Origin of the sequence: Buchananella sp. 14KM1171, from assembly GCF_041380365.1 — a bacterium.
In the GTDB taxonomy this organism is placed as follows: Bacteria; Actinomycetota; Actinomycetes; order Actinomycetales; family Actinomycetaceae; genus Buchananella; species Buchananella felis.
The window spans coordinates 2,106,477-2,131,742 of record NZ_CP159981.1; the positions used below are offsets into that span (position 1 = coordinate 2,106,477).

Consider the following 25,266-nt stretch of genomic DNA (forward strand, 5'->3'; position numbering starts at 1 on the left):
GGGCACCCGATGAGTACCCAGCGATGAGCTGCCAGACCAAATAATGCCCGCGCCTGTTCGAGGCGGGGGCCCGAACAGGAGAGAAGTGGCAAACACAAAGCCTCGCGTGCATGAGCTCGCTAAGGAGCTGGGCGTGACCAGCAAGGAGCTCATTGGCATTTTGAGCACCGAACTCGGCGAGTTCGTTAAGGCACCCAGTTCCTCGGTGGAGCCGCCGGTGGAGCGCAAGGTGCGCGAATACTTCGCGGCCAAGGGCGGCGCCAGCGCCGCAGGCGCGGACAAGGCCCAGGCCGACGCGTCCAAGAAGAAGGCCGCCCCCAAGGGGCAGGCAGCTGGTGCGTCCGACGCTGCCGGCGCTGCCGCGCAGAAGCCTGCCGCCCCCGCCCCCGCCCCCGCCGTCGCTGCGGCTCCGGCGGCTCCGACCGTCCCCGGCGTGCAGACTGCCGCCGCAAAGCCGGGCCAGGCCCAGGCTGGGGCCGCCAAGCCGACCCCGGGTGGCGCGGGCGCTGGCGCGCCGGCCGCCCCGGCACCGGCCGCCCCGGCTCCGTCCGCCCCGGCGGCTGGCGCCGCGCAGGCCGCGCCCGGGGGGCCCGCTGGTTCCCCCGCTTCGGCAAGCAAGCCCGGCCCCAAGCCTGGCCCGAAGCCGGCCCCCAAGCCTGCGCCGAAGGCTGAGGCTCCCGCGGCCCACGCCCAGGCCCCCGCTCAGCGCGGCGGCGGCGTGCCGGGCCCGCGTCCGGGTGCCCCCCGCCCGGGGCAGCGCCCCGGCCCGCGCCCGGGCAACAACCCGTACTCGAGCTCCCAGGGCATGGGCGCCCGCCCCGGCGGCGAGCGCTCCGGCGGTCCGCGCCCGGGCAACAACCCGTACTCCAGCGCCCAGGGCATGCCGCGCCCGGGCCAGCGTCCTGGCCCGCGCCCCGGCGGCGCTCCTGGTGAGCGCGCCGGTGGGCCGCGTCCCGGCGGCGGCGCGATCCCGCGCCCGGCCGGCCCGCGCCCCAACCCCGGCATGATGCCGGGCCAGTCTTCCATCGGTCGCCCGGGTGCTCCGGCGCGCCCGGGTGGTGGCGCTGGCGGTCGCGGCGGTCGTCCGGGGCCGGGCGGCGGCGGTGGCGGCTTCGGCGGCCCGCGTGGTGGGGCCGGCGGTGCCGGCCCGGCCGGTGGTGGCATGGGTGCTGGCGGTCGCGGCGGTCGCGGTGGCCGTGGCGGTACGCAGGGTGCGTTCGGTCGCGGCGGTGGCCGCCCGGTGCGCGGCAAGAAGTCGAAGCGTACGAAGCGTCAGGAGTTCGAGGAGCAGACTGCACCGACCATCGGTGGCGTGGTTGTTCCTCGCGGTAACAACACCAAGATCCGCATCCGTTCCGGTGCCTCGCTGGCGGACTTCGCTGAGAAGATCGACGCGAACCCGGCGTCGCTGGTGACCGTGCTGTTCCACCTGGGTGAGATGGCCACGGCCACGCAGTCCCTGGATGAGGACACCTTCATGCTGCTGGGCGGTGAGCTGGGCTACGACGTGGAGGTTGTCTCCCCGGAGGACGAGGACCGCGAGCTGCTGGAGTCCTTCGGCCTGGACCTGGACGCGGAGGAGGGCCAGAACGAGCTGCCGCGTCCGCCGGTTGTGACCGTCATGGGTCACGTTGACCACGGTAAGACGAAGCTGCTGGACGCGATCCGCTCCACGGACGTGGTGGCTGGCGAGGCCGGCGGTATCACGCAGCACATCGGTGCCTACCAGATCCGCCACGAGCTGGAGGGTGAGAAGCGCACCATCACGTTCATCGACACCCCGGGTCACGAGGCCTTCACGGCTATGCGTGCGCGTGGTGCGAAGGTCACGGACATCGCGATCCTGGTGGTGGCCGCTGACGACGGCATCATGCCGCAGACCATCGAGGCGCTGAACCACGCGCAGGCCGCTGGCGTGCCGATCGTGGTGGCCGTGAACAAGACCGACAAGCCGGACGCGAACCCGGACAAGGTGCGCGGACAGCTCACCGAGTACGGATTGATCGCGGAGGAGTACGGTGGCGACACGATGTTCGTCAACGTCTCCGCCCTGCACCGCACCGGTATCGAGGATCTGCTGGAGGCCGTGCTGCTCACTGCGGACGGTGCCCTGGAGCTCACCGCTAACCCGGACCAGCAGGCTCGTGGTGTGGCGATTGAGGCGAACCTGGACAAGGGTCGTGGTGCGGTCATTACGGCGCTGGTGCAGCGCGGCACGCTGCGGGTCGGTGACTCGCTGGCTGCCGGTACGGCTCACGGCCGCGTGCGTGCGATGTTCGACGAGCACGGCAACACGGTCACGGAGGCGGGCCCGTCCCGCCCGGTCCAGGTGATCGGTTTGACCTCTGTGCCGCGCGCGGGCGACAACTTCCTGGTGGCGGACGACGACCGCACGGTGCGTCAGATCGCCGACCAGCGTGCCGCCAAGGAGCGTGCGGCCCTGCTGGCCAAGCGTCGCAAGCGCATCAGCCTGGAGGACTTCGACGCCGCCCTGAAGGACGGCAAGGTGGAGACCCTCAACCTCATCCTCAAGGGCGACGTGTCCGGTGCCGTGGAGGCGCTGGAGGACTCGCTGCTCAAGATCGACGTGGGCGAGGAGGTCCAGCTGCGTATCATCCACCGTGGTGTGGGTGCGATCACGCAGAACGACGTCAACCTGGCTACGGTGGACAACGCGGTCATCATCGGCTTCAACGTGCGCCCTGCGGAGCGCGTGCAGGAGCTGGCGGACGCCGAGGGCGTGGAGATCAAGTACTACTCGATCATCTACAAGGCCATCGAGGAGGTGGAGGCCTCCCTCAAGGGCATGCTCAAGCCCATCTACGAGGAGGTCCAGCTCGGTACTGCGGAGATCCGTCAGGTGTTCCGTTCCGGCAAGTTCGGCAACATCGCTGGTTCGATCGTCCGTTCGGGCACGATTCGCCGCAACACCAAGGCTCGCCTGGTGCGCGACGGCGTGGTGCTGGCAGACGACCTCACCATCGAGTCGCTGCGTCGCGAGAAGGACGACGTCACCGAGGTGCGCGAGGGCTACGAGTGCGGTATCACCCTGGGCTTCAAGGACATCGCCGAGGGCGACGTCATCGAGACCTGGGAGCTGCGCGAGAAGCCGCGTGACTGAGCGGTCTTTGCGCCGCGCCTGAGCGCGTGGTGATGCCCGGCGGGGTGGTGGGTTTTCCACCGCCCCGCCGGTCTTTTTTGCGGGGGAGTGGTGGCCGACGCTGCCGACCGGGTTGGTGGCCGGGCGCGGCGCCTCTTTGTACGACGCTGCCGCCCCACCGTGCCGCTTCACCCGGCCGGCGGCGGGGTGGCCGGCCCCGGCGGACTGCTGAGCGTTGTCTAGGTGGTCCAGCGCCAGGCGTCGGGGTGGGGGAGGCGGGCGGAACGTCGTGCAAATGTTTCAAATTCGTACGGCCTAGACCTTGTGCAGCCGACCTAGACCGTAGAGTGCTACGCAAGGTCTAGGTCGGCTGCACGAGGTCTAGGTCGACCGGTTAAGCGGCGCGGGTGCGGGCCTTGCGGGCGGCGGCGAGGGCGTCGGCCACGAAAATGAACACGGCCACCCACACCAGTCCGACCGCCCAGAAGCGCACGGGCGGCATGGGCTCGTGGAAAACCAGCAGGGCGATCAGGAACTGCATGGTCGGCGCGATGTACTGAGACAACCCGACCACGGTGAGTGGGACGCGCTGGGCGCCCACCCCGAACAGGAGCAGCGGCAGGGCGGTGAGCGGGCCGGTCAGCACCAGCAGACCAAAGACACCCCAATCCAGCGGCACGCCAGCGGAGACCACGGCCCGCCCCTGCCAGCCCAGCCACGCCAGGTAAGCCAGGCAGGCTGGCACGATCGCGGCGGTCTCGATGGTCAGGCCGGTCAGGGAGTCGGCGCGCACCTTCTTCTTGAGCAGCCCGTAGAAGCCGAAGGAGAACGCCAGGGTCAGGGAGATCCAGGGGAAGGAGCCGTAGGCCCACACCAGCAGCCCCACCGCGGCGGCCGCCACTCCCAGGGAGACCAGCTGCAGGCGGCGTAGGCGCTCGCCCAGGAACACGTAGCCGAGCGCCACCGTCACCAGGGGGTTGAGGAAGTAGCCGATGGCGGCGTCGGCGGTGCGACCGGTGTTGACCCCGAAGACGTAGACCAGCCAGTTCACCGCGATCAGCGCGCCGGCCAGGGCGAGCATTCCCACGGTGCGCCGGGAGCGCAGCGCCACCAGGAGGCGCCGGCCGGCCCCGCGCCAGAGCGCGATGAGCGTCAGGCAGGTCAGCAGGGTCATGGAGGCGCGGTAGGCGATGATCTCGCCGGCCCCGGCGCTGTTCAGGAGCCGGAAGTAGAGGGGAAAGAGCCCCCACACCACGTAGCAGGAGACGATGGTGACAAGGCCGGTTCTGTCGAGTCCCGGCGCGGGCGTTGAGGTGGGCACCGCGCAAGTCTAGGGCCAGGCGGGTGAGCGGCGGCGCCGACCTGCCCGTACCCTAATGGCAGTGATTCTTTAGCGAGGAGAGAGAAATGGCTGACGACGCGCGCGCCCGCAAGGTGGCCGACCGCATCCACGAGACCGTTGCCCGCCTGTTGGACACGCGGGTGAAGGACCCGCGCCTGGGCTTCGTCACCGTCACCGAGGTGAGGGTGACCGGGGACCTGCAGCAGGCCACCGTCTTCTACACCGTCCTGGGGGACGAGCCGGCGGAGGGTTCGTCGGCCGCGGCGCTGGCGTCCGCCACCGGCATGCTGCGCTCCGAGGTGGGTCGCGCCCTGGGCATCCGCCTGACCCCGACCCTGACCTTCGTGCGCGACGCCCTGCCGGAGACCGCCGCCTCCCTGGAGGACGCGCTGGTCGCGGCCGCCGCGAAGGACGCCGAGGTGGCCCGCCTGGCCGAGGGTGCCACCTACGCCGGTGACGCCAACCCCTACAAGGAGAAGAAGGAGCGCGTCGAGGACGACTTTGACGACGACGCCGACTGGGATGACGAGGAGTGGGACGAGGAGGCCGACGAGGCCGAGTTTGACGACGAGGCCGGTGCGGTGGACGACGTTGCCGCCGGCGCTGAGGACGCTGCCGCCAGCGGCGAGGACGCCAAGTAAGTGAGCCCGGAGCAGACGGGCGCGCCGGGTTCCCCGGGCGGAGCCAACCCGCAACCTCGGGAGGGCAGGGCGCGCGGGCAGCTGCGCGGCCCCAGCGTAGCCCGGGGGGCGGTGCCCGCCCGGGCCGGGTGCGTGGTGATCGACAAGCCGGCCGGCCTGACCTCGCACGACGTGGTGGGCAAGGTGCGCCGCCTGGCCGCCACCAAGAAGGTGGGCCACGCCGGCACCCTGGACCCGATGGCCACCGGCGTGCTGGTGGTGGGAATCGGCGCGGCCACGCGTCTGCTCACCCACATCACGGGCACCGACAAGGAGTACGTGGCCACCATCCGCCTGGGCATCGCCACGACCACGGACGACGCCGAGGGCGAGGTGGTCTCCGCCCCCGGCTGCGCCGAGGTGGATCCGGCCCGCCTGGAGGCCGAGCTGGCCGCCCTGACCGGCCAGATCATGCAGGTGCCCGCCACGGTCAGCGCGATCAAGGTGGACGGGGTGCGCTCCTACGCCCGGGCGCGCGCCGGGCAAGAGGTGGAGCTGGCCGCCCGCCCGGTCACCGTGAGTGCCTTCGAATTGACCGCCGCCCCGCGCCCGCTCAGCGTCACGGCCCTCCTCGCGCAGGCGCCGGTGGGGCAGGGCGAGGGGAGGAACGTCGTCCCCGGGGGTGAAGCCGGCCAGGCGCCGGTGGAAACACCAGCGCCGGTGGAAGTGCAAGCATCGGTGGAAACACCAGTACCGGTGGAAGTGCAGGTGGTGGACTTAGACGTGCGCGTGGTCTGCTCGGCCGGCACCTACATTCGGGCACTGGCGCGGGACCTGGGGCGCGCCCTGGGTAGCGCCGGACACCTCACCCGCCTGCGCCGCACCCGCGTGGGCTCCTTCACCGAGGCAGACGCCCTCAGCCTGGAGCAGGCCAGCGCCCAGGTGGAGCGCGACGCCGCCGGCCCCGCCCCAAGTGGACTGGCGGTGCGCCCCCTCACCGAGGTGGTGGCCGCCGAGTTCCCCATCCGGCACGTCGACGAGGCCGAGGCCGAGGCCCTGCGCAAGGGCATGTTCCTGCCTGCCGCCGACGGCCCGGCACCCGGCGCGGCCATCGGCACGGGCGGCGCGGTGGCCCTGCTACGCCGGCAGGAAAACCACGACCGGCCCTACGTGGTTTTCCCCGCTAACATTGAGGGCTGACGAAAGGACCCAGCTTCCATGACCGAATCCACCCGCCCCCGCCTCGGCGTTCCCCGCGACAGCTCCGGCGTGACCACGCCGCAGCAGGCGCAGCCGGAGGCGGCGCCCGCGCAGAAGCACACCGGCTGCGGCTGCGGTGGCAAGTGCGCAGGCGGCGGCAAGCGCAAGCGCGCAGCCGACCGCGCCCCGATCGGCCTGGAAGCAGAGGGGCGCGCCAACCTGGGGCTGCGCGCCGCCAAGTAAGGACTAACTCACCCGCATGGAGATTTGGCGCGGCCCGCAGCAGGTACCCGCTGGGCTGAACAGCGTGGTCACGGTAGGCAACTTCGACGGCGTCCACCTGGGCCACCAGCAGCTGCTGGCCTCCGTGGTTGCCCAGGCGCGCGCACGCGGCTGCAAGGCCGTGGCGATGACGTTCTTCCCCCACCCCCACCACGTGCACGTGGGGCCGCTGCCCCTCATCACCTCCCTGGCCGACCGCCTCGAAGCCCTAGAGGCCAGCGGCCTGGACGCCGTGCTGGTGGTGGACTACAACCTGGAATTCGCCGCCCAGGGGCCGCGCGAGTTCGTCTCCACCTGGCTGCGTGACCTGCTGGGCGCCCGCGCCGTCCTGGTGGGGCAGGACGTTCGCTTCGGGGTCGGCAACTCCGGCGAGCTCTCCACCCTGCGCCAGCTGGGGCAGGAGCTGGGCTTCGAGGTGCTGGTGCAAGAGGAAGTGTGCGGCCTGGCCGGCAAACGGTGGAGCTCCACCTGGGTGCGCCAGCTGCTCGCCGAGGGCGACGTTGCCGGCGTGGCCAGCGTGCTGGGCCGGCCGCACCGCGTGCGCGGCGTGGTGGTGGACGGCGCCCAGCGCGGCCGCGACTTGGGCTTTCCCACCGCCAACCTGCTGGCCGCCCACGTGGGAGAGGTGCCCCAGGACGGCGTCTACGCCGGCTGGCTGGTGCGCCCCAGCGTCCTGCGCGACGGCGCCCCCGAGCGCCTGCCCGCCGCAATCTCCGTGGGCACCAACCCCACCTTCGAGGACGTCAACCGCACCGTCGAGGCCCACGTGCTCGGGCGCGCCGACCTGAACCTGTACGGCGAGGAAGTGGCGGTGGAGATGGTCGAACGCATCCGTCCCATGCTCACCTTCACCGCGATCGAGCCGCTGATTGACCAGATGCACGACGACGTCGCCCGCGCCGCCGCCATCCTTGGCGTGCCGCGCCCCGGCCCGATCGACCCGGCGGACGTGACGGCCCGGCCCCTGGCCAGTTAACTGGTCAGCGCCCGGCGGTAAGCCAACTGGCCCGGCCCAGTAAACGGACGCAACCAACTGGTTGGTGCTTGGCGGTCAGCCGCTCTTGCCAGCACAGCGGCCCCGCCGCTAACTATCTAGTTCACGGTGGGGCCGGCGCCACCAGATGGCATCGCCAAACTTGCTGGTCTCACGCCCAGTTTGCTGGAAACCCTTTGCGGAGTAGAAGGCGATCGCCCGCTCGTTACGGGCCTCGCACTCAGTAATCAGGTCGCTGGAGCGCCCATAGGCGATCTTGCCCACCTGCTCCAGGAGCCGGGAACCCACCCCCGTCCCCTGATACGAGGGGAGCACGTAGAGTTTCCAAAGCACCACACCCTGCTCCAGGAAGCCGTACTCCGCCACCCCCACGGGGGTAGAACCGTCCAACGCCAAGAAGATGAAACCGTTCTCCAGCGAATAGGCAAGCGCCTGGGGACTCCACCAGTCGTCCAGGCCCTTGACCACGAACGACGAACCGCGAATGGGACCGTACGTGGGCGGCCACGTGGAAAAACCGATGAAGCGAACGTCGTCCAAATCGGCCGGGGTAGCGGGGCGGATCTCTAAAGCCATGCCACCGACTATACGGACGGGCAGAGGCAAAGCGGGTGGTCGGTCTCACGCGCAGGACACAGCTGGCCAGGGGAGAGTGCTGCTAGGCTGGTGGGGCCGTTAAAGCCGGCCGCGGAAACGTGATGCCCAGGGAAATACCTGGCGCTCCGCGCAACGAGAAGAAAGAGGCAACCATGGCCCTGGCTCCTGAGGTCAAGAAGCAGATCATCGAAGAGTACGCCACCCACCCCGGTGACACCGGTTCCCCCGAGGTGCAGGTTGCTCTGCTCTCTCGCCGCATCAAGGACCTGACCGAGCACTTCAAGACCCACAAGCACGACCACCACTCTCGCCGCGGCCTCATGCTGCTGGTCGGTCAGCGTCGTCGCATCCTGGGCTACCTGGCCTCTGTGGACATCAACCGCTACCGCTCCCTGATCGAGCGCCTGGGCCTGCGTCGATAACGCAATCCCAAGCAGTGAGGAGCCCCGCCTTGGCGGGGCTCCTTTGCTTTAGGCTGGAACGCCTATGACTCGTCAGCCCCGCCCAAACCTGGACCAGCCCCTAGCCCTCCCGCCCGTGACCGCCGCCCTGGTGTTCCTGGTAGCGATGAACCTGCGCCCCGTCCTCACCTCCGTGGGGCCCCTGCTCGGAGAGATCGGGGTGGCAACGCAGCTCTCGGAGAGCTGGCTGGGGCTGCTAGGGGCCATGCCCCTGCTCGCCTTCGCCGCGTTCTCCCCACTCATCGCGGCCCCCGCCAGGCGATTCGGGATGGAACGCACCCTGCTGGCGGCGCTGCTGCTCCTGGTGGTCGGCAGCGGGCTGCGCTCCTACGCGGGCGGTGGCGGACTGTGGCTGGGCACCCTGCTGCTCGGGGCCGCCATCGCGGCCGGCAACGTCCTGGTCCCCACCCTCGTAAAGCGGGACTACTCCCGCCACATCTCCCTGGCCACCGGGGTCTACTCTGCCTGCATCATCATCTCCGCCGCGATCTCTGCGGCCGTGGCCGTCCCGCTAGCCGACGCCCTGGGCTGGCGCGCCTCCCTGGCAGTGTGGGCGCTCCCCGCCCTGCTGACCGCCGTGGTGTGGCTGCCCCGCACTCGCGCCGCCGGGCGGCCCGCTCCCGCTCGGCGCAGCGCCGGGGCCGGCAGCGTGTGGCGCAGCCGCGAGGCCTGGCAGCTCACCGCCTTCCTGGGGCTGCAGTCGATCGCCTTCTACGTCATGGCCACCTGGCTGCCCACCATCATCGTGGCCCAGGGGGCCTCCGCCCGCTGGGGCGGGCTCAGCCTGTTCATCTTCCAACTGGCCAGCCTGCCCGCCGCCCTGCTGATCCCACGCCTACTCAAGCCCGGCACCAGCCACGTCACCGCCACGGTGGTCTCATCCATTCCCATGGCCGTGGGCGTGTTCGGGCTCCTGCTCCAACCGGCCCTGTCGATCCTCTGGGTGGTGGTGGCCGGCGCCGGCTCCGGCGCCGCCCTGGTCGTGGCCCTCTCCCTGATCAGCCTGCGCGGGCGCACCCAGGAAGAGACCACCCGCCTGTCCGGCATGGCCCAGTCGATGGGCTACCTCTTCGCCGCCGCCGGGCCCGTCCTGGTGGGCGCCCTAGTGGAGCGCACCGGGACATGGTCGGCCTCCCTTGCGGTGATGGGCGCACTGGCCCTGGCCCAGATCGCGGCGGGAATCTCCGCAGGCAGGCCGGCGCCGCGTTAGCCCACTCGGGGCGGAGTGCTCTGGCGCCGAAACTTGTCATTGGGCGCCGAAACTTGTCCTTAGCGGGGCCTCTATGGACAAGTCTCGTGGGGTTTGGACAAGTTTCGGCGGGGTGGGCGAGGCTCGGCAGGTTGGGCGAGGCAGGGCGGCGGGCGGAGCGTCGGCCACGGAAAACGCGGCGGCGCCACCCAAACGCCAGGCAGAGGGCGGGTCGCTACCAGTTGGCGTGGACGTGTTCGCGGATGCGCTCGTCATAAATGCGCTCCAGCGCGTCCAACTGCGGCGTCGTCAGCGGCGCCAACTGCCCCGCCTGCGCATTGGCCCGCGCCTGCTCCGGGTTGCGTGCGCCGGGAATCACCACGCTCACGCCCGGCTGGTCAACGATCCACCGCAGCGCGAACTGCGCGGTCGTCGCGCCCGGCGGCGTCAACGCTGCCACCTCCCGCGCCGCCGCCACCCCGACCTCGAAAGGCACGCCAGAGAACGTCTCTCCCTTGTCGAAAGCCTCACCGTGGCGGTTGTAGGAGCGGTGGTCGGAGGCGGCGAACTGAGTCGACTCGTCGTACTTGCCAGACAACAACCCCGACGCGAGCGGGACCCGGGCGATGATCCCCACCCCGGCCGCCGCAGCGGCGGGCAACACCTGCTCCAGTGGCTTACGGCGAAACGCGTTGAGAATGATCTGCACGCTCGCCACGTTCGGACGGGCGATGGCGGTGAGGGCCTCGGCCACGGTCTCCACCGACACGCCGTAAGCCCTCATGCGGCCCTCATCGACCATAGCGTCGAGCTCGTCGAACACGGCGTCGGTGCTGAACACCGACGTGGGCGGGCAGTGCAGCTGCACAAGGTCCAGGCAGTCCACACCGAGATTGGCGCGGGAACGGTCATTCCAGGCGCGGAAGTTAGCCCCGTTGTAGGCCTGCGCCACGTGCGGGTTGGCGCGCCGGCCCATCTTCGTGGCCACGGTGATTGAGGCGTCGGAGCGCTCACGCAGGAACCGGCCCACAAGCTGCTCGCTGCGACCATCGCCGTAGACGTCGGCCGTGTCGAAGAAGTTGACCTCGGCGTCCGCAGCCGCGTGGAGCGTTGCCATCGCGTGCTCCTCGCTCACCTCGCCCCAGTCCGCGCCCAGCTGCCAGCAGCCCAGACCGATCACAGTGGTGTCGATGCCGAGCCGTTCCATACGCCGTTGTTCCATGCCACTACCCTAAGCCGGCGCGTTGCGCCGCGCTGCGGTAGCGGGGCGGGGGAGGAGGCGAAGGAGGGCGGGGTGGTTGCAGGCGGGGCGGCGGGGTTCGGCGGAGTGGTGGGTGGGGCGTCGGGCGCGGTGGTTGCAGGCGGGGCGGCGGGGCCAGCGCATGCGCCGAAACTTGTCATTGGGCGCTGAAACTTGTCCGTAGCGGGGCCGCTGAGGACAAGTCCCGGCGGGGTTGGACAAGTTTCGGCGGGAGGAGCGTCGGGCACGGCGAGGTGACGGGCAACACGTGCGGCAGATGCTGAAAACGCCCTAAAACTACGCGATGATTAAAGGGATACAGAGTCAAGAAAAGGGCAAAGCCCACAGGGAGCGACCACTTGGGGTGGTCAAGAGGCCAAATGGCCCAGGAGGATGCTTCCTGCCTGAAGAGAAAGGGGACCCGTGGAGGGTTCTGACTTCCCGTACTCCGAAGCCGTAATCGACAACGGCTCGTTTGGTACCCGCGTAATCCGCTTCGAGACCGGCCAGCTGGCCCGCCAGGCCGCCGGTAGCGCCGTCGTCCTGCTCGACGAAGAAACCACCCTGCTGTCCGCCACCACCGTGGGCAAGCACCCCAAGGACCAGTTCGACTTCTTCCCCCTCACCGTCGACGTGGAAGAGCGTCAGTACGCCGCCGGTAAGATCCCCGGCTCCTTCTTCCGCCGCGAGGGCCGTCCCGGCACCGAGGCCATCCTGGCTGCCCGTCTGATCGACCGCCCGCTGCGCCCCTCCTTCGTCAAGGGCCTGCGCAACGAGGTCCAGGTTGTCGAGACCGTGCTGTCCGTGCACCCCGACGACGCCTACGACGTGGTCGCCATCAACGCCGCCTCCATGTCCACCCAGCTTTCCGGCCTGCCGTTCTCCGGCCCGGTCGGCGGTACCCGCATTGCCCTCATCGACGGCCAGTGGGTTGCCTTCCCCCGCTTCAGCGAGCTCGAGCGCGCGGTGTTCTCCATGGTTGTTGCCGGTCGCGTGGTTGAGACCGCGCAGGGCCAGGACGTCGCCATCATGATGGTGGAGGCCGAGGCCACCGACAACGCCTGGGAGCTCATGCAGGCCGGCGCCCCCGCCCCCACCGAGACCGTGGTGGCCGAGGGCCTGGAGGCCGCTAAGCCCTTCATCAAGGTCCTGTGCGAAGCCCAGGTAGAGCTAGCCAAGGTTGCCGCCAAGCCGGTGGCCGAGTTCCCGCTGTTCCTGGACTACACCGACGAGCAGTACGAGCGCGTCAAGGAGGCCACGGGCGACAAGCTGGCCCCCGCCATCTCCATCGTGGAGAAGCAGGCCCGTGAGGACGCCATCGACGCCGTACGCGACGAGGTGCTGGCCTCCTTCGGTGAGCTGGACGAGCAGGAGACCAAGGACTACAAGGCCGCCTTCCGTTCCTTCACCAAGGCTGCGGTGCGCCGCAAGGTCCTCACCGAGGGCGTGCGCATGGACGGTCGTAACCTGACCACCATTCGTGCCCTCAACATCGAGGTGGACGTGCTGCCCCGCGTGCACGGCTCCGCCCTGTTCGAGCGTGGCGAGACCCAGATCCTGGGCGTGACCACCCTGAACATGCTGCGCATGGAACAGCAGCTGGACAACCTCACCCCGGTTACCCGCAAGCGCTACATGCACAACTACAACTTCCCGCCCTACTCCACCGGTGAGACCGGCCGCGTGGGCTCCCCCAAGCGCCGCGAGATCGGCCACGGTGCGCTGGCCGAGCGTGCCCTGGTGCCCGTGCTGCCCAGCCGCGAGGAGTTCCCCTACGCGATCCGCCAGGTGAGCGAGGCCCTGGGCTCCAACGGCTCCACCTCCATGGGCTCCGTTTGCGCCTCCACCCTGTCCCTGCTGGCCGCCGGTGTGCCGCTGCGCGCCCCCGTCGCCGGCATCGCCATGGGTCTGATGAGCGAGGAGATCGACGGCGAGACCCGCTACTCCGCACTCACCGACATCCTGGGCGCCGAGGACGCCTTCGGTGACATGGACTTCAAGGTGGCCGGTACCCGCGACTTCGTCACCGCCATCCAGCTGGACACCAAGCTGACCGGCATCCCGGCCTCTGTGCTGGCCGCCGCCCTGGAGCAGGCCCGCGACGCCCGCCTGTCCATCCTGGACGCCATGACCTCCGTGATCGACGCCCCCGAGGAGATGGCTCCCACCGCTCCGCGCGTGATCGCCCTGCAGGTCCCGGTGGACAAGATCGGTGAGGTCATCGGCCCGAAGGGCAAGATGATCAACCAGATCCAGGAGGACACCGGCGCCGAGGTCACCATTGAGGACGACGGCACCGTCTACATCGGTGCCACCGACGGCGCCTCCGCCGAGGCCGCCCGCGCCGCCATTAACGCCATCGCTAACCCGATGATGCCGGAGGTCGGTGAGCGCTTCGTGGGCACCGTGGTCAAGACCACCACCTTCGGTGCGTTCGTCTCCCTGGCCCCGGGCAAGGACGGCCTGCTGCACATCTCCCAGATTCGTCGTCTGGTCGGTGGCAAGCGCGTCGAGGCCGTGGAGGAGGTCCTCAACGTGGGCGACCAGGTTGAGGTCGAGCTGGCCGAGATCGACCCGCGCGGCAAGCTCTCCCTGCACGTGGTGCTCTCCGAGGAGCAGCTGGCTGCCGAGGCCGCCGCTGAGGCCGAGCGCGCCGAGCGTCGCTCCGAGCGTGGCGAGCGCGGCGAGGACGACGGCGAGCGTCGCCAGCGCCGTCCGCGTCAGCGCACCCGCAAGACCCGCAACGAGGACTGAGCTCCCGCACGGGTGAGTAGGTAAGCGGGGTGGAGCCTTAAAGGTTCCACCCCGCTTCCTTGTTGCGTGGTTGCGGCGCGCGTGGCCGCGAGCGCTGTTGGCCGACGTCGCCCACCCACGCCGTCGTTATGTGGCGCCGCCGTTTTGTGGCGCCGCGATTGTGCGGCGCCGCCGTTTTGTGGCGCCGCGATTGTGTGGCGCCGCCGCTTTGCCCGGCCGCGTGGGCGCACAGGTGCGGGTGCGACGTCGGCCACCAACGCCGCCTCCGGTGAGGCGCCCGGCGGGAGGGCCAATAGACTCTAGGGGTGCGTTTTTCCACTCTGCCCGGCGACGAGGCCGCCCAGTCCGACCCCTCCCTTTCCGTCCAGCCCGGCGGGGGCGTGCTCACCCCGCCCACGATCGAGCTGCCGCTGACCGGCGCGGGCAGCGAGTTCACCATCCAGGACGGCTCCTCGCAGCTGCAGCGCACCATCCTGCCGGGCGGTACCCGCGTGCTCACCGAGGTACTGCCCGGGGCGCAGTCGGTGACAATCGGCATGTGGGTGGCGGCGGGCTCGCGCGACGAGCGCGACGGCGAACACGGTGCCACCCACTTCCTGGAGCACCTGCTGTTCAAGGGCACGCCCACGCGCAGCGCAGAGCAGATCGCCGCCACCCTGGACGCGGTGGGCGGCGACCTGAACGCGGCCACGGGCAAGGAGTACACCGCCTACCACGCGCGTGTGCTGGGCGTGGACCTGCCGCTGGCGGTGGAGGTGCTGGGGGACATGGTGACCTCCTGCCTGCTGGACCGCCAGGAGTTTGCGCGCGAGCGCGAGGTGATCCTGGACGAGCTGGCGATGGCCGCCGACGACCCCACCGACGTGGTCCACGAGGAGTTCTGCGCGGCCGCGCAGCACGGCGGCGAGCTGGCCCGCCCGGTGGGAGGCACGGCGCAGACGGTGAAGGCGATCGCGTGGGAGTCGGTGCGCGAGCACTACGACCGCGTCTACCACGCCCCGGAGCTGGTGGTCGTGGCGGCGGGCGCGGTCAACCACGCCCAGCTGGTGGAGCTGGTGGCGCGCGCCCTGGAACGCGGCGGCTGGCTGGCGGGGGAGGAGGCGCCCCGTGGCCGACGCTCGGGCGGTCAGGCCCCGGCCCTGGAGAGCGGCCAGGTGCGCAGCGTGCGCCGGCCGGTCGAGCAGGCCCACCTGGTGCTGGGGGCGCGCTCGTTCGCGGCGGGCACGGCGCAGCGCTGGCCCATGTCCGTGTTCCTGTCGGTGCTGGGCGGTGGCATGAGCTCGCGCCTGTTCCAGGAGGTGCGGGAGAAGCGCGGCTGGGCCTACTCCACCTACTCCTACGATTCGCGCTACTCCGATTCGGGCCACTTTGGCCTGTACGCGGGTTGCGCCCCGAGCCGGGTGCACGACGTTACCTCCGTCCTGCTCGAGCAGTGGTACGCCATGGCCAGCGAGGGTCCCACTGCGGAGGAGATGGCGCGCGCTCGCGGGCAGCTGCGCGGCTCCCTGGTGCTAGGCCTGGAGGACACCGGTGCACGCATGTTCCGGCTTGGGCACGCCGAGATCGTTTATGGACACCTCACCCCGGTCGAGCGAATGGTGGAGCGCATGGAGGCGGTGACGGCCGCCGACGTTGCTGCGGTGGCCAGCCGCCTGTGGGCCGCCCCGCGCGCCTTCGCCCTGGTGGGGCCCAAGGGGGCCTCGGCAAGCCTGGAAGAGCTGGTGGCGCGAGCCTAGGGCGTTGGTGATTTGTGGGTGGCGCGGGTGGCCAGCACTAGGCGGTGCGGCGGTTTGGAGGCCTGGCGCCCATTTGTCGGGACGCTCTGGGCTGCCCTGGCCCCACCTTCGCTAGGCTGGCGGCCATGACTATCGCCGTTGCCGTGTTGGGCGCCGCCGGGCGCATGGGGTCTACCGTTTGCCGCGCCGTGGAGGGCGCGCCCGACATGGAGCTGGTGGCCCGTCTGGACGCCGGGGACCAGATCACTAAGGAGTCACTGGGCGGCGCGCAGGTGGTCGTGGACTTCACCGTGCCGTCGGTGGCGGAGGGCAACGTGCACGCCGTCCTGGACGCCGGTGCCGACGTGGTGGTGGGCACCACCGGCTGGGATGACGCCTCCCGTGCCCGCGTGGCCGAGCACCTGGAGCGCCTACCCGAGCGCTCCGTGCTGATTGCCCCGAACTTCGCGCTCTCCGCAGTGCTGGCCATGCAGTTCGCCGCGAAGGCGGCGCGCTTCTTCGAGTCCGCAGAGGTGATCGAGCTGCACCACCCCGCCAAGGTGGACGCCCCCAGCGGCACCGCTGCGGCCACCGCGCGCGCGATTGCCACGGCCCGCGCCCAGGCCGGCCTGGGCGCGGTACCCGACGCCACCGAGACCGACCCGGACGGCGCGCGCGGAGCGCGCGTGGACGGCATCCCGGTCCACGCGGTGCGCCTGCGCGGCCTCATGGCCCACGAGGAGGTCCTGTTCGGCAACCCGGGGGAGATGCTCACCATCCGCACCGACACCTTTGACCGCGAGTGCTACATGCCCGGCGTGTTGCTGGCCGTGCGCAACGTGTCCGGGCGCGGCGGTCTGACCGTCGGCCTGGAGAGCCTCATCGAGATCTGATTGCTCTGCCCAGGCGCTCCACAGCAGGGACGTGCTGCTTGGACTTAGCTTTCTCTCACCGGGGTGGGCGCTTCTCGATAAATTCTGAGAATAGGGGAGCGCCATTCGGATCCAGGTAGGCCGCGAAAAGCTCCTCGATGGGAACGGTGAGGCTATGGGATAGTCTGGTCGCTTTTAACGGTCTGTCCGAAAACTCGTATATGCGGATTGGGTACGAGTTACCGGTGTGTGTATCGCGGAGCGTTGAGTAGTGCTCCTTTATCATGAACGCTTCAAAGCCGGGCTTAATTTTCCGGGCCATGGTGTAGAAGTCTAGTGATGGGAAGTGAAGATCTTCCCTGTGGTCGTCGCAAAGTGCGGATACTACATACCGTTCGGCGAGTGCTAAGTCGGTGGTGTAGAGCGTGAAGGAGGGTGGGTCGGCGCGCTCATAACTCCCTAGGCAATATTCCCCGTCCTCTAGTTTGACAACATGGGTTGCGCTAACTGGGGTCACAATTTCGTAGCGGTCATCATGCTCTACGATCCGGCCCTTGATCTGGCTGGAAGTTACTAGGCTTATGAAAGTGTTAGAGAATGCAAATTCTACCATTTTGATACCCCTAGATCGATTAGATCTGCCATGGAAACTTCTTTGCCGTTCTGAATTAATTGCAGCTGTATTGCGCCGCCGGGGTGGCCAAGGTTGGGTGCCGCCTGGGAGATGCGTACTTGCAAGTCTGGCAGTTCCTGAGGGAATGCGAGCTGGTTGTAGGGTAGGTCCTTGCATGCTTCTTCAACTGCGCGAGCTTCGAAGCTGTAGACCTTGCCGTCCTTGACTGGAGAGAACCATTTACCTGTTTTCTTGCCAATCCTGTCGATGACGTGGCCAAATTCCTCCACGTAATCAGACATGGACAATGTTCGTTCGGTTCCTTCGACAGCGGCTGGGCCGTAGATAGTTTCGCCGTTGGGGGCGTGGATGCTTGCCCATTCTTCTGCGCTCTTGATTCGTCTGCCCTCATGTTTCCCAAATGGGGCACGCGTTCTTAATAGGTCACGTCCGGTGGCTCCAGGGCGGAGGGTCTTGCCCCTGACATAGAGATGCCTTGTGTTCACAGCAGCGCGTACTCGTCCGGCGGCATTGTTCAACGCTTTTGACGTTGCTGTCCATGCTGTCTTGCCGGCAGCATAGATCTTGCTCGCGCCCGTGTTTACCGCCTTGACAGCCCCACGCCCAAAGGTCAAGAACGCGCCCTTCATCCCACCAGCAGCTTTGAGTGCCCCACCAAAACCCTTCAGTGCCTTCAAAGACGAAACCGCACCGCGCAGGCCGCCTAGGCCGATGCAGCCTAGGCCGGCGTAGGCGATGGAGAGGAGGGCTTCGCCCCAGGTCTTTTCCCCGCCGATGGCTAGGCCGATGTTGGCTAGTGCGGCGACGAGTCCAGCGATGCCGGCGATGACTGCTAGTGCTTGGCCTAGTACAGGTACCCAGCACAGGGCCAGGGCTAGGATGCCGGCGATGGCGGCGACCCATTCGGCGATGGTGGCGATCCAGCCCAGGACCTTAGCGCCATAGTCCTCCCACCAGCCGTCATTGAGCCCATCGGTGGCGGTAACACCCTGGATGGCATCAATAGCGGTCTGCGCGGCTAAGTCACGCTCCCGGACAGCGTTTTCAACCACCCGGACCTGATTATCAATCCGCTCCTGAGCGGCCGCCGCATCCTGTCCAGCACTGTTAGCTAACCGCGTGTAACGCACCTGCTGGTCATGCCCATAGCCGCCCTCATCGTCGATACCCGCGTAGTCGTCGGCCAGGTCCTGGTAGTAGCGCTGGTTGTCGCGGGCCTCATCGCGCTCCCACTTAGCCTGCCTAGCCGCATACAAAGCATTCAGCGTGTCGGTTTGCACCCGGTCCAACGCCGCCGAGTACGTTTCTAGCGCGTCCCCGGCCGCGCGGTAACGCCCCTCGGCCTTGCCGATCCCATCGATCAGGGTGTCGCGCTGCTCAAGCAGCGCCGTGACACTCTCGGCCCGCGAGCTTGCCCCAGCCTCCAGGGTGCGCAGGCTGTCGGCGCAACGCTTGATCGCATCAGCCACACCCCGATACCGGGTGGCGCCATCACGCACCACCACCGCATCCCCCGGGGTGGGATCAGCCCCTAATCCTAGGGCGCTCCAGTCAGAAGGCCGCGCACTCATAGACAACTAATCCCTTCAGGACTTTAGGCGATCGAGGTTGTTGGGTGGGTGCTAGTCCCGCCACCAGTGGCGCCACCAGCGGCGCCAGCGCTACCGCCTCCGGTAGAGCCTTGGCCGTTTAGGGTGTTGGCGCCGTCTTGGTCGAACTTGATCCAGGCGTCAGCCACGGCCAGCGAGGCCTCGGAGAAGGCTTTGAGGGCGTCGATGAACTTTTGGCGTTTGTCGTCCCAGTCATGGGCAAAACCGCGCACGGTCTGACTCAAACCCCCATGCCCCACAGCACCGGCAATGGTGTTGGAGTTCGTGTTGGCGCCCTCAAACTCCAAAGCAATCGTCCTAGCCGAGGCCCCAACCGTGCCTAGCGCGCCAACATCAACCCTGATGGACTGCAAAACCACCCTCCCTTAGCTTTGAACTAGGCCAGCCCCGGGGACACGAATAACGCGCGCGTGCCCCCGAGGCTGGCAGAGCCAAACAGTGAATCAGCCGCGCAGGGAAGCACTCATCTGGGTGTCCATGTCCACAACCGCGTTGGCGTACTGGGTCAGGAAGTTACCCAGGGGCTCCATGCTCTCGTTGACCTGCTTCAACCCGTTAGAGAGCTGCTGGAATTGTTCGGAGTAGGCGCCAGAAGCGGCCTGGGTGGTGAAACCAGAACCGATCAGGCCGTTAACGGCGGCCAGGGCTTCTTGGACCTTGCCGTCGATCTCGGCCTTGATGGAGACCAACTGGCTACCAATACGACGCATCTCTTCGGGCGTGTAACCATAGGCGTTAGCCATAACAACCAACCTTCTCTCTCTACTAGAGCACCCACGCTCACTGGCGATAAGAACCCTAACCACACCATCCCCAACCCACAACCAGTTCGGCACACCACGGTGGACACACCGCGAGGCACCGACCACCCCACCACCCGGCGCTAGTCAAACGGGGGCCAACACCTGCAGGACCAAACGATCCAAACCGGCGACCACCCGACCGACCGGCGGCCTGGAGAGCCTCATCGAGATCTGATTGCTCTGCCCCGGCGCGCCACAGCAGGGACGTGATGCGTGGGCTTGGCTGTCTCTCACCGGGGTGGGCGCTTCTCGATGAACTCTGAGAACAGGGGAGCGCCATTCGGGTCCATGTAGGCCGCAAAAAGGTCCTCGATGGGAACGGTGACGATATGAGACAAATAGGTAGGCTCTAATGGCTCATTCGAGCCTTCCGTTATACGCATTGGATACAGGTAATCTGTAGCGGTGTCGCGGAGAGTGTAATGGAGGTCATCCAACCTAACTGGTTCGAACCCTGCCTTGACGCTCCGCGCCATGTGGTAGGCGTCAAATAGGGGAAGCTGTGCGGCTGATCTGAACTCATCGCATAGCGCGGCGACTAGATTCCGCTCAATTAGCGTCAAATCTTTTGCGCACAGTCTAAAAGATGGAGGTGGCGTGCGCTCGTAGGTTCCATGGCAATATCCTTCATCCTGCCATTTGACCACGTGAGTCACGCTGCTCGGAGTCCAGACTATGTATTCGTCATCGCCTTCCCTGATTTGCCCTTTTAGGCGCTCAGACGTCACTAAATCTGTGAACTGTTTTGAAAACGAGAAATCTACCAATTTGATACCCCCAGTCTTCTCAGTTGCTTCATTGAAAGTATTCCGGTGGAGTCGGCGAAGTTCAATTGAATTGCGCCGCCGGGGTGGCCAAGGTTGGGTGCCGCCTGAGAGACGTGTACTTGCAAGTCTGGCAGTTCCTGAGGGAATGTGAGCTGGTTGTAGGGTAGGTCTTTGCTTGCTTCGCGAAGTGCGCGAGCTTCGAAGCTGTAGACCTTACCGTCCTTGACTGGGGAAAACCAATCGCCGTACTCTCCACCAATCCTGTCGATGACGTGGCCAAATTCCTCCACATATTCAGACATGGACAATGTTCGTTCGGTTCCTTCGACAGCGGCTGGGCCGTAGATCTCTTTGCCGTTGGGGGCGTGGATGCTTGCCCATTCTTCTGCGCTCTTGATTCGTCTGCCTTCGTGTTTCCCAAATGGGGCACGCGTTCTTAGTAGGTCACGTCCGGTGGCTCCAGGGCGGAGGGTCTTGCCCCTGACATAGAGATGCCTTGTGTTCGCAGCAGCGCGTACTCGTCCGGCGGCATTGTTCAACGCTTTTGAGGTTGCTGTCCATGCTGTCTTGCCGGCAGCATAGATCTTGCTCGCGCCCGTGTTTACTGCCTTGACGGCTCCACGGCCAAAGGTTAAGAACGCGCCCTTCAGTCCACCAGCAGCGTTGAGCGCCCCACCAAAACCCTTCAGGGCCTTCAGAGACGAAACCGCACCGCGCAGGCCGCCTAGGCCGATGCAGCCCAGGGCAGCAAAGCCCACGGACCATAGGGCCTCGCGCCAAGTCTTCTCCCCACCCAAGGCCAGGCCGATGTTCGCCACCGCCGCCACGATCCCAGCGATCCCAGCGATAACCGCTAGTGCCTGTCCTAGTACAGGAACCCAGCACAAGACCAGGGCCAAGATGCCCGCAATATTGGCCACCCATTCGGCTATGTCAGCGATCCAACCCAGGACCTTAGCGCCATAGTCCTCCCACCAGCCGTCATTGAGCCCATCGGTGGCGGTAACACCCTGGATCGCATCAATTGCCGTCTGCGCGGCCCGATCCCGGTCCGCCACAGCGGCCTGGACCACCCGGACCTGATTATCAATCCGCTCCTGAGCGGCCGCCGCATCCTGTCCAGCACTATTAGCTAACCGCGTGTAACGCACCTGCTGGTCATGTCCATAGCCGCCCTCATCGTCGGTACTCGCGTAGTCGTCGGCCAGGTCTTGGTAGTAGTGCTGGTTGTCGCGGGCCTCATCGCGTTCCCACTTGGCCTGCCTGGCCGCATACAAAGCATTCAGCGTGTCAGCCTGTACCCGGTCCAGCGCCGCCGAATACGTCTCCAATGCCTCCCGGCCGCGCGATAACGCCCCTCGGCCTTGCCGATCCCATCGAGCAGGGTGTCGCGCTGCTCTAGTAGCGCGGTGACACTCTCGGCCCGCGAGCTTGCCCCAGCTTCCAGCGTCCGCAGGTTGTCGGCGCAACGCTTGATCGCATCAGCCACACCCCGATACCGGGTTGCGCCATCACGCACCACCACCGGATCCCCCGGAGTCGGATCACCACCCAACCCCAGAGCACTCCAATCAGAGGGACGCGCACTCATAGACAACTAATCCCCTCATCGCTTTAGGCGATTGCGGCTGTTTGGCGCGCACCGCCGGTGGCACCAGCCCCACCACCGGCGCTGGTTGGGGTTTGGCCGTTGAGGGTGTTGGCGCCGTCTTGGTCGAAGTTGATCCACCCATGGGCCACGGCCAGGGAGGCGTCGGAGAAGGCTTTGAGGGCGTCGATGAACTTTTGGCGCTTGTCGTCCCAGTCATGGGCAAAACCGCGCACGGTCTGACTCAAACCCCCATGCCCCACAGCACCGGCAATGGTGTTGGAGTTCGTGTTGGCACCCTCAAACTCCAAAGCGATCGTCTTAGCCGAGGCCCCAATCGTGCCTAGCGCGCCAACATCAACCCTGATGGACTGCAAAACCACCCTCCCTTCGCTTTGAACTAGGCCAGCCCCGGGGACACGAATAACGCGCGTGCCCCCGAGGCTGGCAGAGCCAAACAGTGAATTAGCCGCGCAGGGAAGCACTCATCTGGGTGTCCATGTCCACAACCGCGTTTGCGTACTGGGTCAGGAAGTTACCCAGGGGCTCCATGCTCTCGTTGACCTGCTTCAACCCGGTAGAGAGCTGCTGGAATTGTTCGGAGTAGGCGCCAGAAGCGGCCTGGGTGGTGAAACCAGAACCGATCAGGCCGTTGACGGCGGCCAGGGCTTCTTGGACCTTGCCGTCGATCTCTGCCTTGATGGAGACCAACTGGCTACCAATACGACGCATCTCTTCGGGCGTGTAACCATAGGCGTTAGCCATAACAACCAACCTTCCCTCTCTACTAGAGCACCCACGCTCACTAGCGATAAGAACCCTAACCACACCATCCCCAACCCACAACCAGTTCGGGACACAGCGGTGGACAACCCCGGCCACCGATCGCTGCGGCCCGGCCGTCGGCCAGCAAAGCGACCGCAGCGGGCGCAGGCGGCGCGCACCGGCCACTCGGGCTGCGGTTTAAGGTGCGCCCCAGGTTCGCACCGTAGGCTGTTCCCGGCGGCGCACAACGTGGCCGCGCAACGGCTAGAAACGGAAGTGAACACCTTGGCGAAGAAGACGTGGGTACGCGCGGGCCTGGCCCTGACGGCCGCGACGGCTCTGTTTGGGTTGGGCGCATGCTCGAACACGGGCGCGGGCGGTCAGGCGGGGCCCTCGGAGACGGCGGGCGAAATCGATATGCCGATGGAGCAGGACGGCCCGCACGCCCCGGCAGACCGCGAGGTGGCCGCCCCCAAGGCGAGTGACAGCGCCGACGGCAAGTCGACGGTGGTGGAGGTGGACCTGGGCAACGTCCTGGCCGGTGACTACAGCGCCCCGCTGCGCGGGCAGGTGATCGTGCCCAAGCAGGCCGACGCTCCCACGCCGCTGGTGGTGGTCAGCCACCTGCGCGCCCCCAACTGCACCGACACCACGTTCGCCTACCCGTGCGCGGACGGGGCGCAGGAAAACCGCTACGACCGCGGCATGGTCTACCTGGGTGAGGCGCTGGCCGCACAGGGCTACGCCGTGGTGATCCCGGACCTGGGCGGGGTGTTCGTGGGCGCGGACGTCACCGATCCCTACGACCAGAACCAGATGTGGAAGGACGCGGTCGGGCAGCTGGTGGGCGCCCTGAATGAGGACGCCGCCAAGGAGACGCTAGGCACCGAGCTGGCCGCACCGGTGGACCTGACCCGGGTGGGGCTGGTGCTGCACTCGCGCTCGGGCACGCTGATCGAGCCGGCCATCGAGCTGTTCGGGGAGGGCAACGTCAAGGGCGCTTTCGCCTACGGCCCGGCCTACGACACCTTTGACCTGGCCAGCATCACGCCCGCTCCGGCCGACGTCGCCTACCTGGCCCTGGTGGGGGAGGCGGACGCGGACGTGGGCACGTCGGCCAACCTGTGGGTGGGGCACTACCTGGACAAGGCCCGCACCCAGCCGGCCGCCGTGGTGGCCGTGCCCGGCCTGGGGCACATGTGGGTAAACCGCACCGCCTCTACGGCCGGCACCGATGATCGCATCGGCTGCGACGAGCGCGACTGCCCCGACGCCGCCGAGCACGAGCGCGTCATGATCGAGGTTGCCACCGACTGGTTGGGTGCCACCGTGCGTGGCGCGGAGACGACGCTGCCGGTCAGCGCCGCCCACAAGCTGCCCGCCACCGTTGCCGGCCTGCAGGCGCGCTGGCTGGCCCACACGCCCGGCGCGCTGGTGAGCCTGCAGCCGGGCGACTTCAAGGCGGTCTCCGGGCAGAGTGCCGTCGAGTGCGTGAACCCGGACCCGATGAGCCCGGTCGCGGTGGACAACGCCTGCCCGGCACCGGAGAACGGCGTGGTGCAGATCGTCACCCCGGTGAACTACCTGACCGACGCCAAGGCCGAGCTGGAGGTGGCGGGAGCCAAGGGCGTGGCGTTGCACGTTGCGCCCTCTGGCACCTACGACGGGCCTGGCACCGCGCTGAGGGTGCGTCTGGGTCTCAAGGACGGCAGCGAGTTCGAGTTCGGCGTGGAGGCCACGGACCAGGCGGTGGTCAACCGTGCCTCCGATCTGGACAACGGCGTCTACCTGCTGGGCACCGTGCGTGTGGAGCTGCCGGAGGCAGTGGCGGGCCAGACCATCACGTCGGTTCAGGTCACCTCCGAGCAACACCCGGTGGAGCTGCGCGGGGTGGACTTCTGGAAGTAGGGCCCGCGCCGGCCATGCGGGCGCTGTTCGAGCTGCTTTCCGCCCAGGTGCCGAGCGGGCACTGGTGGCCCGGCCGCACGCGCTTCGAGATCGCCGCCGGGGCCGTGCTCACCCAGAACACGAACTGGGCCAACGCGTCCGCCGCGATCGCGAACCTGGACGCGGCGGGATTACTGACGCCGCAGCGCCTCTTGTTGGCCGACGACGCCCACCTGGCCGCCCTGATCCGCCCGGCCGGATTCTGGAAGGCCAAGACCGGCTATCTGAAGGCGCTGGCGTGCTGGTTCCAGGAGCGCGACCCGGAAGCCCAGCGCCTGGAGGCCGGGCTGCTGCGCCGCGAGCTGCTTGCGGTGCGGGGGATCGGGGAGGAGACGGCCGATGACCTGCTGGTCTACGTCTACGACCGGCCCGTGTTCATCTACGACCTCTACGCCCGCCGCCTGCTGGCCGCCGCAGGATTCGGGCACTACCCCAGCTACGGCGCGGCCAAGCGCGCCCTGGACCCGCTGGTGGCCGAGGCCGGTTTCACCGCAGCGGAGCTGGCGCGCTTCCACGGACTGATCGTGGACGGCGGCAAGCTGGCGCGCGTCCTGGGCGGCTGGGAGGTGGCCTACCCGCTGCTTGCCGCCGGAAGCCTCACGACCGCCGTGGCTGGGGCGGCGGCGCGGGATGGGGCCCAAGCAGCGCGCGCCGAAACTTGTCAATAGGCGCCGAAACTTGTCCTTAGAAGGCCCGCTAAGGACAAGTCTCGCGGGGGTTGGACAAGGCCCGGCGCGTTTGGACAAGGCCCGGCGGGGTTGGACAGGTTTCGGCGGAAGGGAAGCC

22 protein-coding genes are annotated in these 25,266 nt (G+C 67.8%); 12 read left to right on the top strand and 10 right to left on the bottom strand.

Annotation, left to right across the window (positions count from 1 at the left end):
- The first annotated feature begins 43 nt into the window (after positions 1–43).
- Complete coding sequence (infB, locus tag ABYF38_RS08145; protein WP_371151884.1) at positions 44–3,121, top strand: translation initiation factor IF-2; 3,078 nt, start codon at positions 44–46, stop codon at positions 3,119–3,121.
- 373 nt (positions 3,122–3,494) lie between these two features.
- Here the strand turns inward: infB and rarD are convergent, their stop codons facing one another.
- Positions 3,495–4,421, bottom strand: a complete 927-nt coding sequence (gene rarD, locus ABYF38_RS08150) for an EamA family transporter RarD (RefSeq protein ID WP_371151885.1) — start codon at positions 4,419–4,421, stop codon at positions 3,495–3,497.
- An 86-nt stretch (positions 4,422–4,507) separates the two neighbouring features.
- Here rarD and rbfA point away from each other — a divergent pair, with 86 nt between their 5' ends.
- Genes rbfA through ABYF38_RS08170 form a run of 4 tightly spaced genes read left to right on the top strand, consistent with a single transcriptional unit; the run spans position 4,508 to position 7,520 of the window.
- Positions 4,508–5,083 (top strand): 30S ribosome-binding factor RbfA, encoded by a 576-nt coding sequence (gene rbfA, locus ABYF38_RS08155; RefSeq protein ID WP_371151886.1) that lies wholly within the window; start codon positions 4,508–4,510, stop codon positions 5,081–5,083.
- A complete protein-coding gene (gene truB, locus ABYF38_RS08160) occupies positions 5,084–6,262 on the top strand; it encodes a tRNA pseudouridine(55) synthase TruB (RefSeq protein WP_371151887.1) in 1,179 nt (392 codons plus the stop codon).
- Between the two features lie 18 nt (positions 6,263–6,280).
- A complete protein-coding gene (locus tag ABYF38_RS08165; RefSeq protein ID WP_371151888.1) occupies positions 6,281–6,505 on the top strand; it encodes a hypothetical protein in 225 nt (74 codons plus the stop codon).
- A 16-nt stretch (positions 6,506–6,521) separates the two neighbouring features.
- Positions 6,522–7,520, top strand: coding sequence for a bifunctional riboflavin kinase/FAD synthetase (locus ABYF38_RS08170; RefSeq protein ID WP_371151889.1), 999 nt, complete (start codon positions 6,522–6,524; stop codon positions 7,518–7,520).
- 108 nt (positions 7,521–7,628) lie between these two features.
- Here the strand turns inward: ABYF38_RS08170 and ABYF38_RS08175 are convergent, their stop codons facing one another.
- On the bottom strand, positions 7,629–8,114 hold the full coding sequence (locus tag ABYF38_RS08175; protein ID WP_371151890.1) for a GNAT family N-acetyltransferase: 486 nt from the start codon (positions 8,112–8,114) through the stop codon (positions 7,629–7,631).
- 173 nt (positions 8,115–8,287) lie between these two features.
- Here ABYF38_RS08175 and rpsO point away from each other — a divergent pair, with 173 nt between their 5' ends.
- The gene (gene rpsO / locus ABYF38_RS08180) at positions 8,288–8,557 is read left to right on the top strand and encodes a 30S ribosomal protein S15 (protein WP_371151891.1); all 270 of its coding nucleotides are present in this window, start codon (positions 8,288–8,290) and stop codon (positions 8,555–8,557) included.
- Between the two features lie 64 nt (positions 8,558–8,621).
- Positions 8,622–9,806: an MFS transporter gene (locus ABYF38_RS08185; RefSeq protein WP_371151892.1), complete on the top strand. Its 1,185-nt coding sequence runs from the start codon at positions 8,622–8,624 to the stop codon at positions 9,804–9,806.
- 214 nt (positions 9,807–10,020) lie between these two features.
- Here ABYF38_RS08185 and ABYF38_RS08190 read toward each other — a convergent pair whose 3' ends face one another.
- On the bottom strand, positions 10,021–11,007 hold the full coding sequence (locus ABYF38_RS08190; protein ID WP_371151893.1) for an aldo/keto reductase: 987 nt from the start codon (positions 11,005–11,007) through the stop codon (positions 10,021–10,023).
- Positions 11,008–11,448: 441 nt separating this feature from the next.
- On the opposite strand from ABYF38_RS08190, the gene ABYF38_RS08195 reads away from it, so the two are divergent.
- From ABYF38_RS08195 to dapB, 3 genes are all read left to right on the top strand, one after another.
- The gene (locus ABYF38_RS08195; protein ID WP_371151894.1) at positions 11,449–13,779 is read left to right on the top strand and encodes a polyribonucleotide nucleotidyltransferase; all 2,331 of its coding nucleotides are present in this window, start codon (positions 11,449–11,451) and stop codon (positions 13,777–13,779) included.
- Positions 13,780–14,084: 305 nt separating this feature from the next.
- On the top strand, positions 14,085–15,515 hold the full coding sequence (locus ABYF38_RS08200) for a M16 family metallopeptidase (RefSeq protein ID WP_371151895.1): 1,431 nt from the start codon (positions 14,085–14,087) through the stop codon (positions 15,513–15,515).
- Positions 15,516–15,640: 125 nt separating this feature from the next.
- Complete coding sequence (gene dapB, locus ABYF38_RS08205; protein WP_371151896.1) at positions 15,641–16,387, top strand: 4-hydroxy-tetrahydrodipicolinate reductase; 747 nt, start codon at positions 15,641–15,643, stop codon at positions 16,385–16,387.
- A 55-nt stretch (positions 16,388–16,442) separates the two neighbouring features.
- Here the strand turns inward: dapB and ABYF38_RS08210 are convergent, their stop codons facing one another.
- From ABYF38_RS08210 to ABYF38_RS08240, 7 genes are all read right to left on the bottom strand, one after another.
- A complete protein-coding gene (locus tag ABYF38_RS08210; RefSeq protein WP_371151897.1) occupies positions 16,443–16,979 on the bottom strand; it encodes an Imm61 family immunity protein in 537 nt (178 codons plus the stop codon).
- Positions 16,973–18,469, bottom strand: coding sequence for a glycohydrolase toxin TNT-related protein (locus ABYF38_RS08215; protein ID WP_371151898.1), 1,497 nt, complete (start codon positions 18,467–18,469; stop codon positions 16,973–16,975). The genes ABYF38_RS08210 and ABYF38_RS08215 overlap by 7 nt, the downstream gene beginning before the upstream one ends.
- 125 nt (positions 18,470–18,594) lie before the next feature.
- Positions 18,595–18,897, bottom strand: coding sequence for a hypothetical protein (locus tag ABYF38_RS08220; RefSeq protein ID WP_371151899.1), 303 nt, complete (start codon positions 18,895–18,897; stop codon positions 18,595–18,597).
- A gap of 156 nt (positions 18,898–19,053) precedes the next feature.
- The gene (locus tag ABYF38_RS08225; protein WP_371151900.1) at positions 19,054–19,353 is read right to left on the bottom strand and encodes a WXG100 family type VII secretion target; all 300 of its coding nucleotides are present in this window, start codon (positions 19,351–19,353) and stop codon (positions 19,054–19,056) included.
- An 820-nt stretch (positions 19,354–20,173) separates the two neighbouring features.
- Positions 20,174–21,511 carry a glycohydrolase toxin TNT-related protein gene (locus ABYF38_RS08230; RefSeq protein WP_371151901.1) on the bottom strand — a complete coding sequence of 446 codons (1,338 nt, stop codon included), beginning with the start codon at positions 21,509–21,511 and terminating at the stop codon, positions 20,174–20,176.
- A gap of 283 nt (positions 21,512–21,794) precedes the next feature.
- Positions 21,795–22,151, bottom strand: a complete 357-nt coding sequence (locus tag ABYF38_RS08235; protein ID WP_371151902.1) for a hypothetical protein — start codon at positions 22,149–22,151, stop codon at positions 21,795–21,797.
- Between the two features lie 82 nt (positions 22,152–22,233).
- On the bottom strand, positions 22,234–22,533 hold the full coding sequence (locus ABYF38_RS08240; RefSeq protein ID WP_371151903.1) for a WXG100 family type VII secretion target: 300 nt from the start codon (positions 22,531–22,533) through the stop codon (positions 22,234–22,236).
- A 276-nt stretch (positions 22,534–22,809) separates the two neighbouring features.
- Between ABYF38_RS08240 and ABYF38_RS08245 the strand changes: the two genes are divergently transcribed.
- Both ABYF38_RS08245 and ABYF38_RS08250 read left to right on the top strand, forming a co-directional pair.
- Positions 22,810–24,441, top strand: coding sequence for a hypothetical protein (locus tag ABYF38_RS08245; RefSeq protein WP_371151904.1), 1,632 nt, complete (start codon positions 22,810–22,812; stop codon positions 24,439–24,441).
- A 14-nt stretch (positions 24,442–24,455) separates the two neighbouring features.
- On the top strand, positions 24,456–25,148 hold the full coding sequence (locus ABYF38_RS08250; RefSeq protein ID WP_371151905.1) for an endonuclease III domain-containing protein: 693 nt from the start codon (positions 24,456–24,458) through the stop codon (positions 25,146–25,148).
- Positions 25,149–25,266 lie beyond the last annotated feature (118 nt).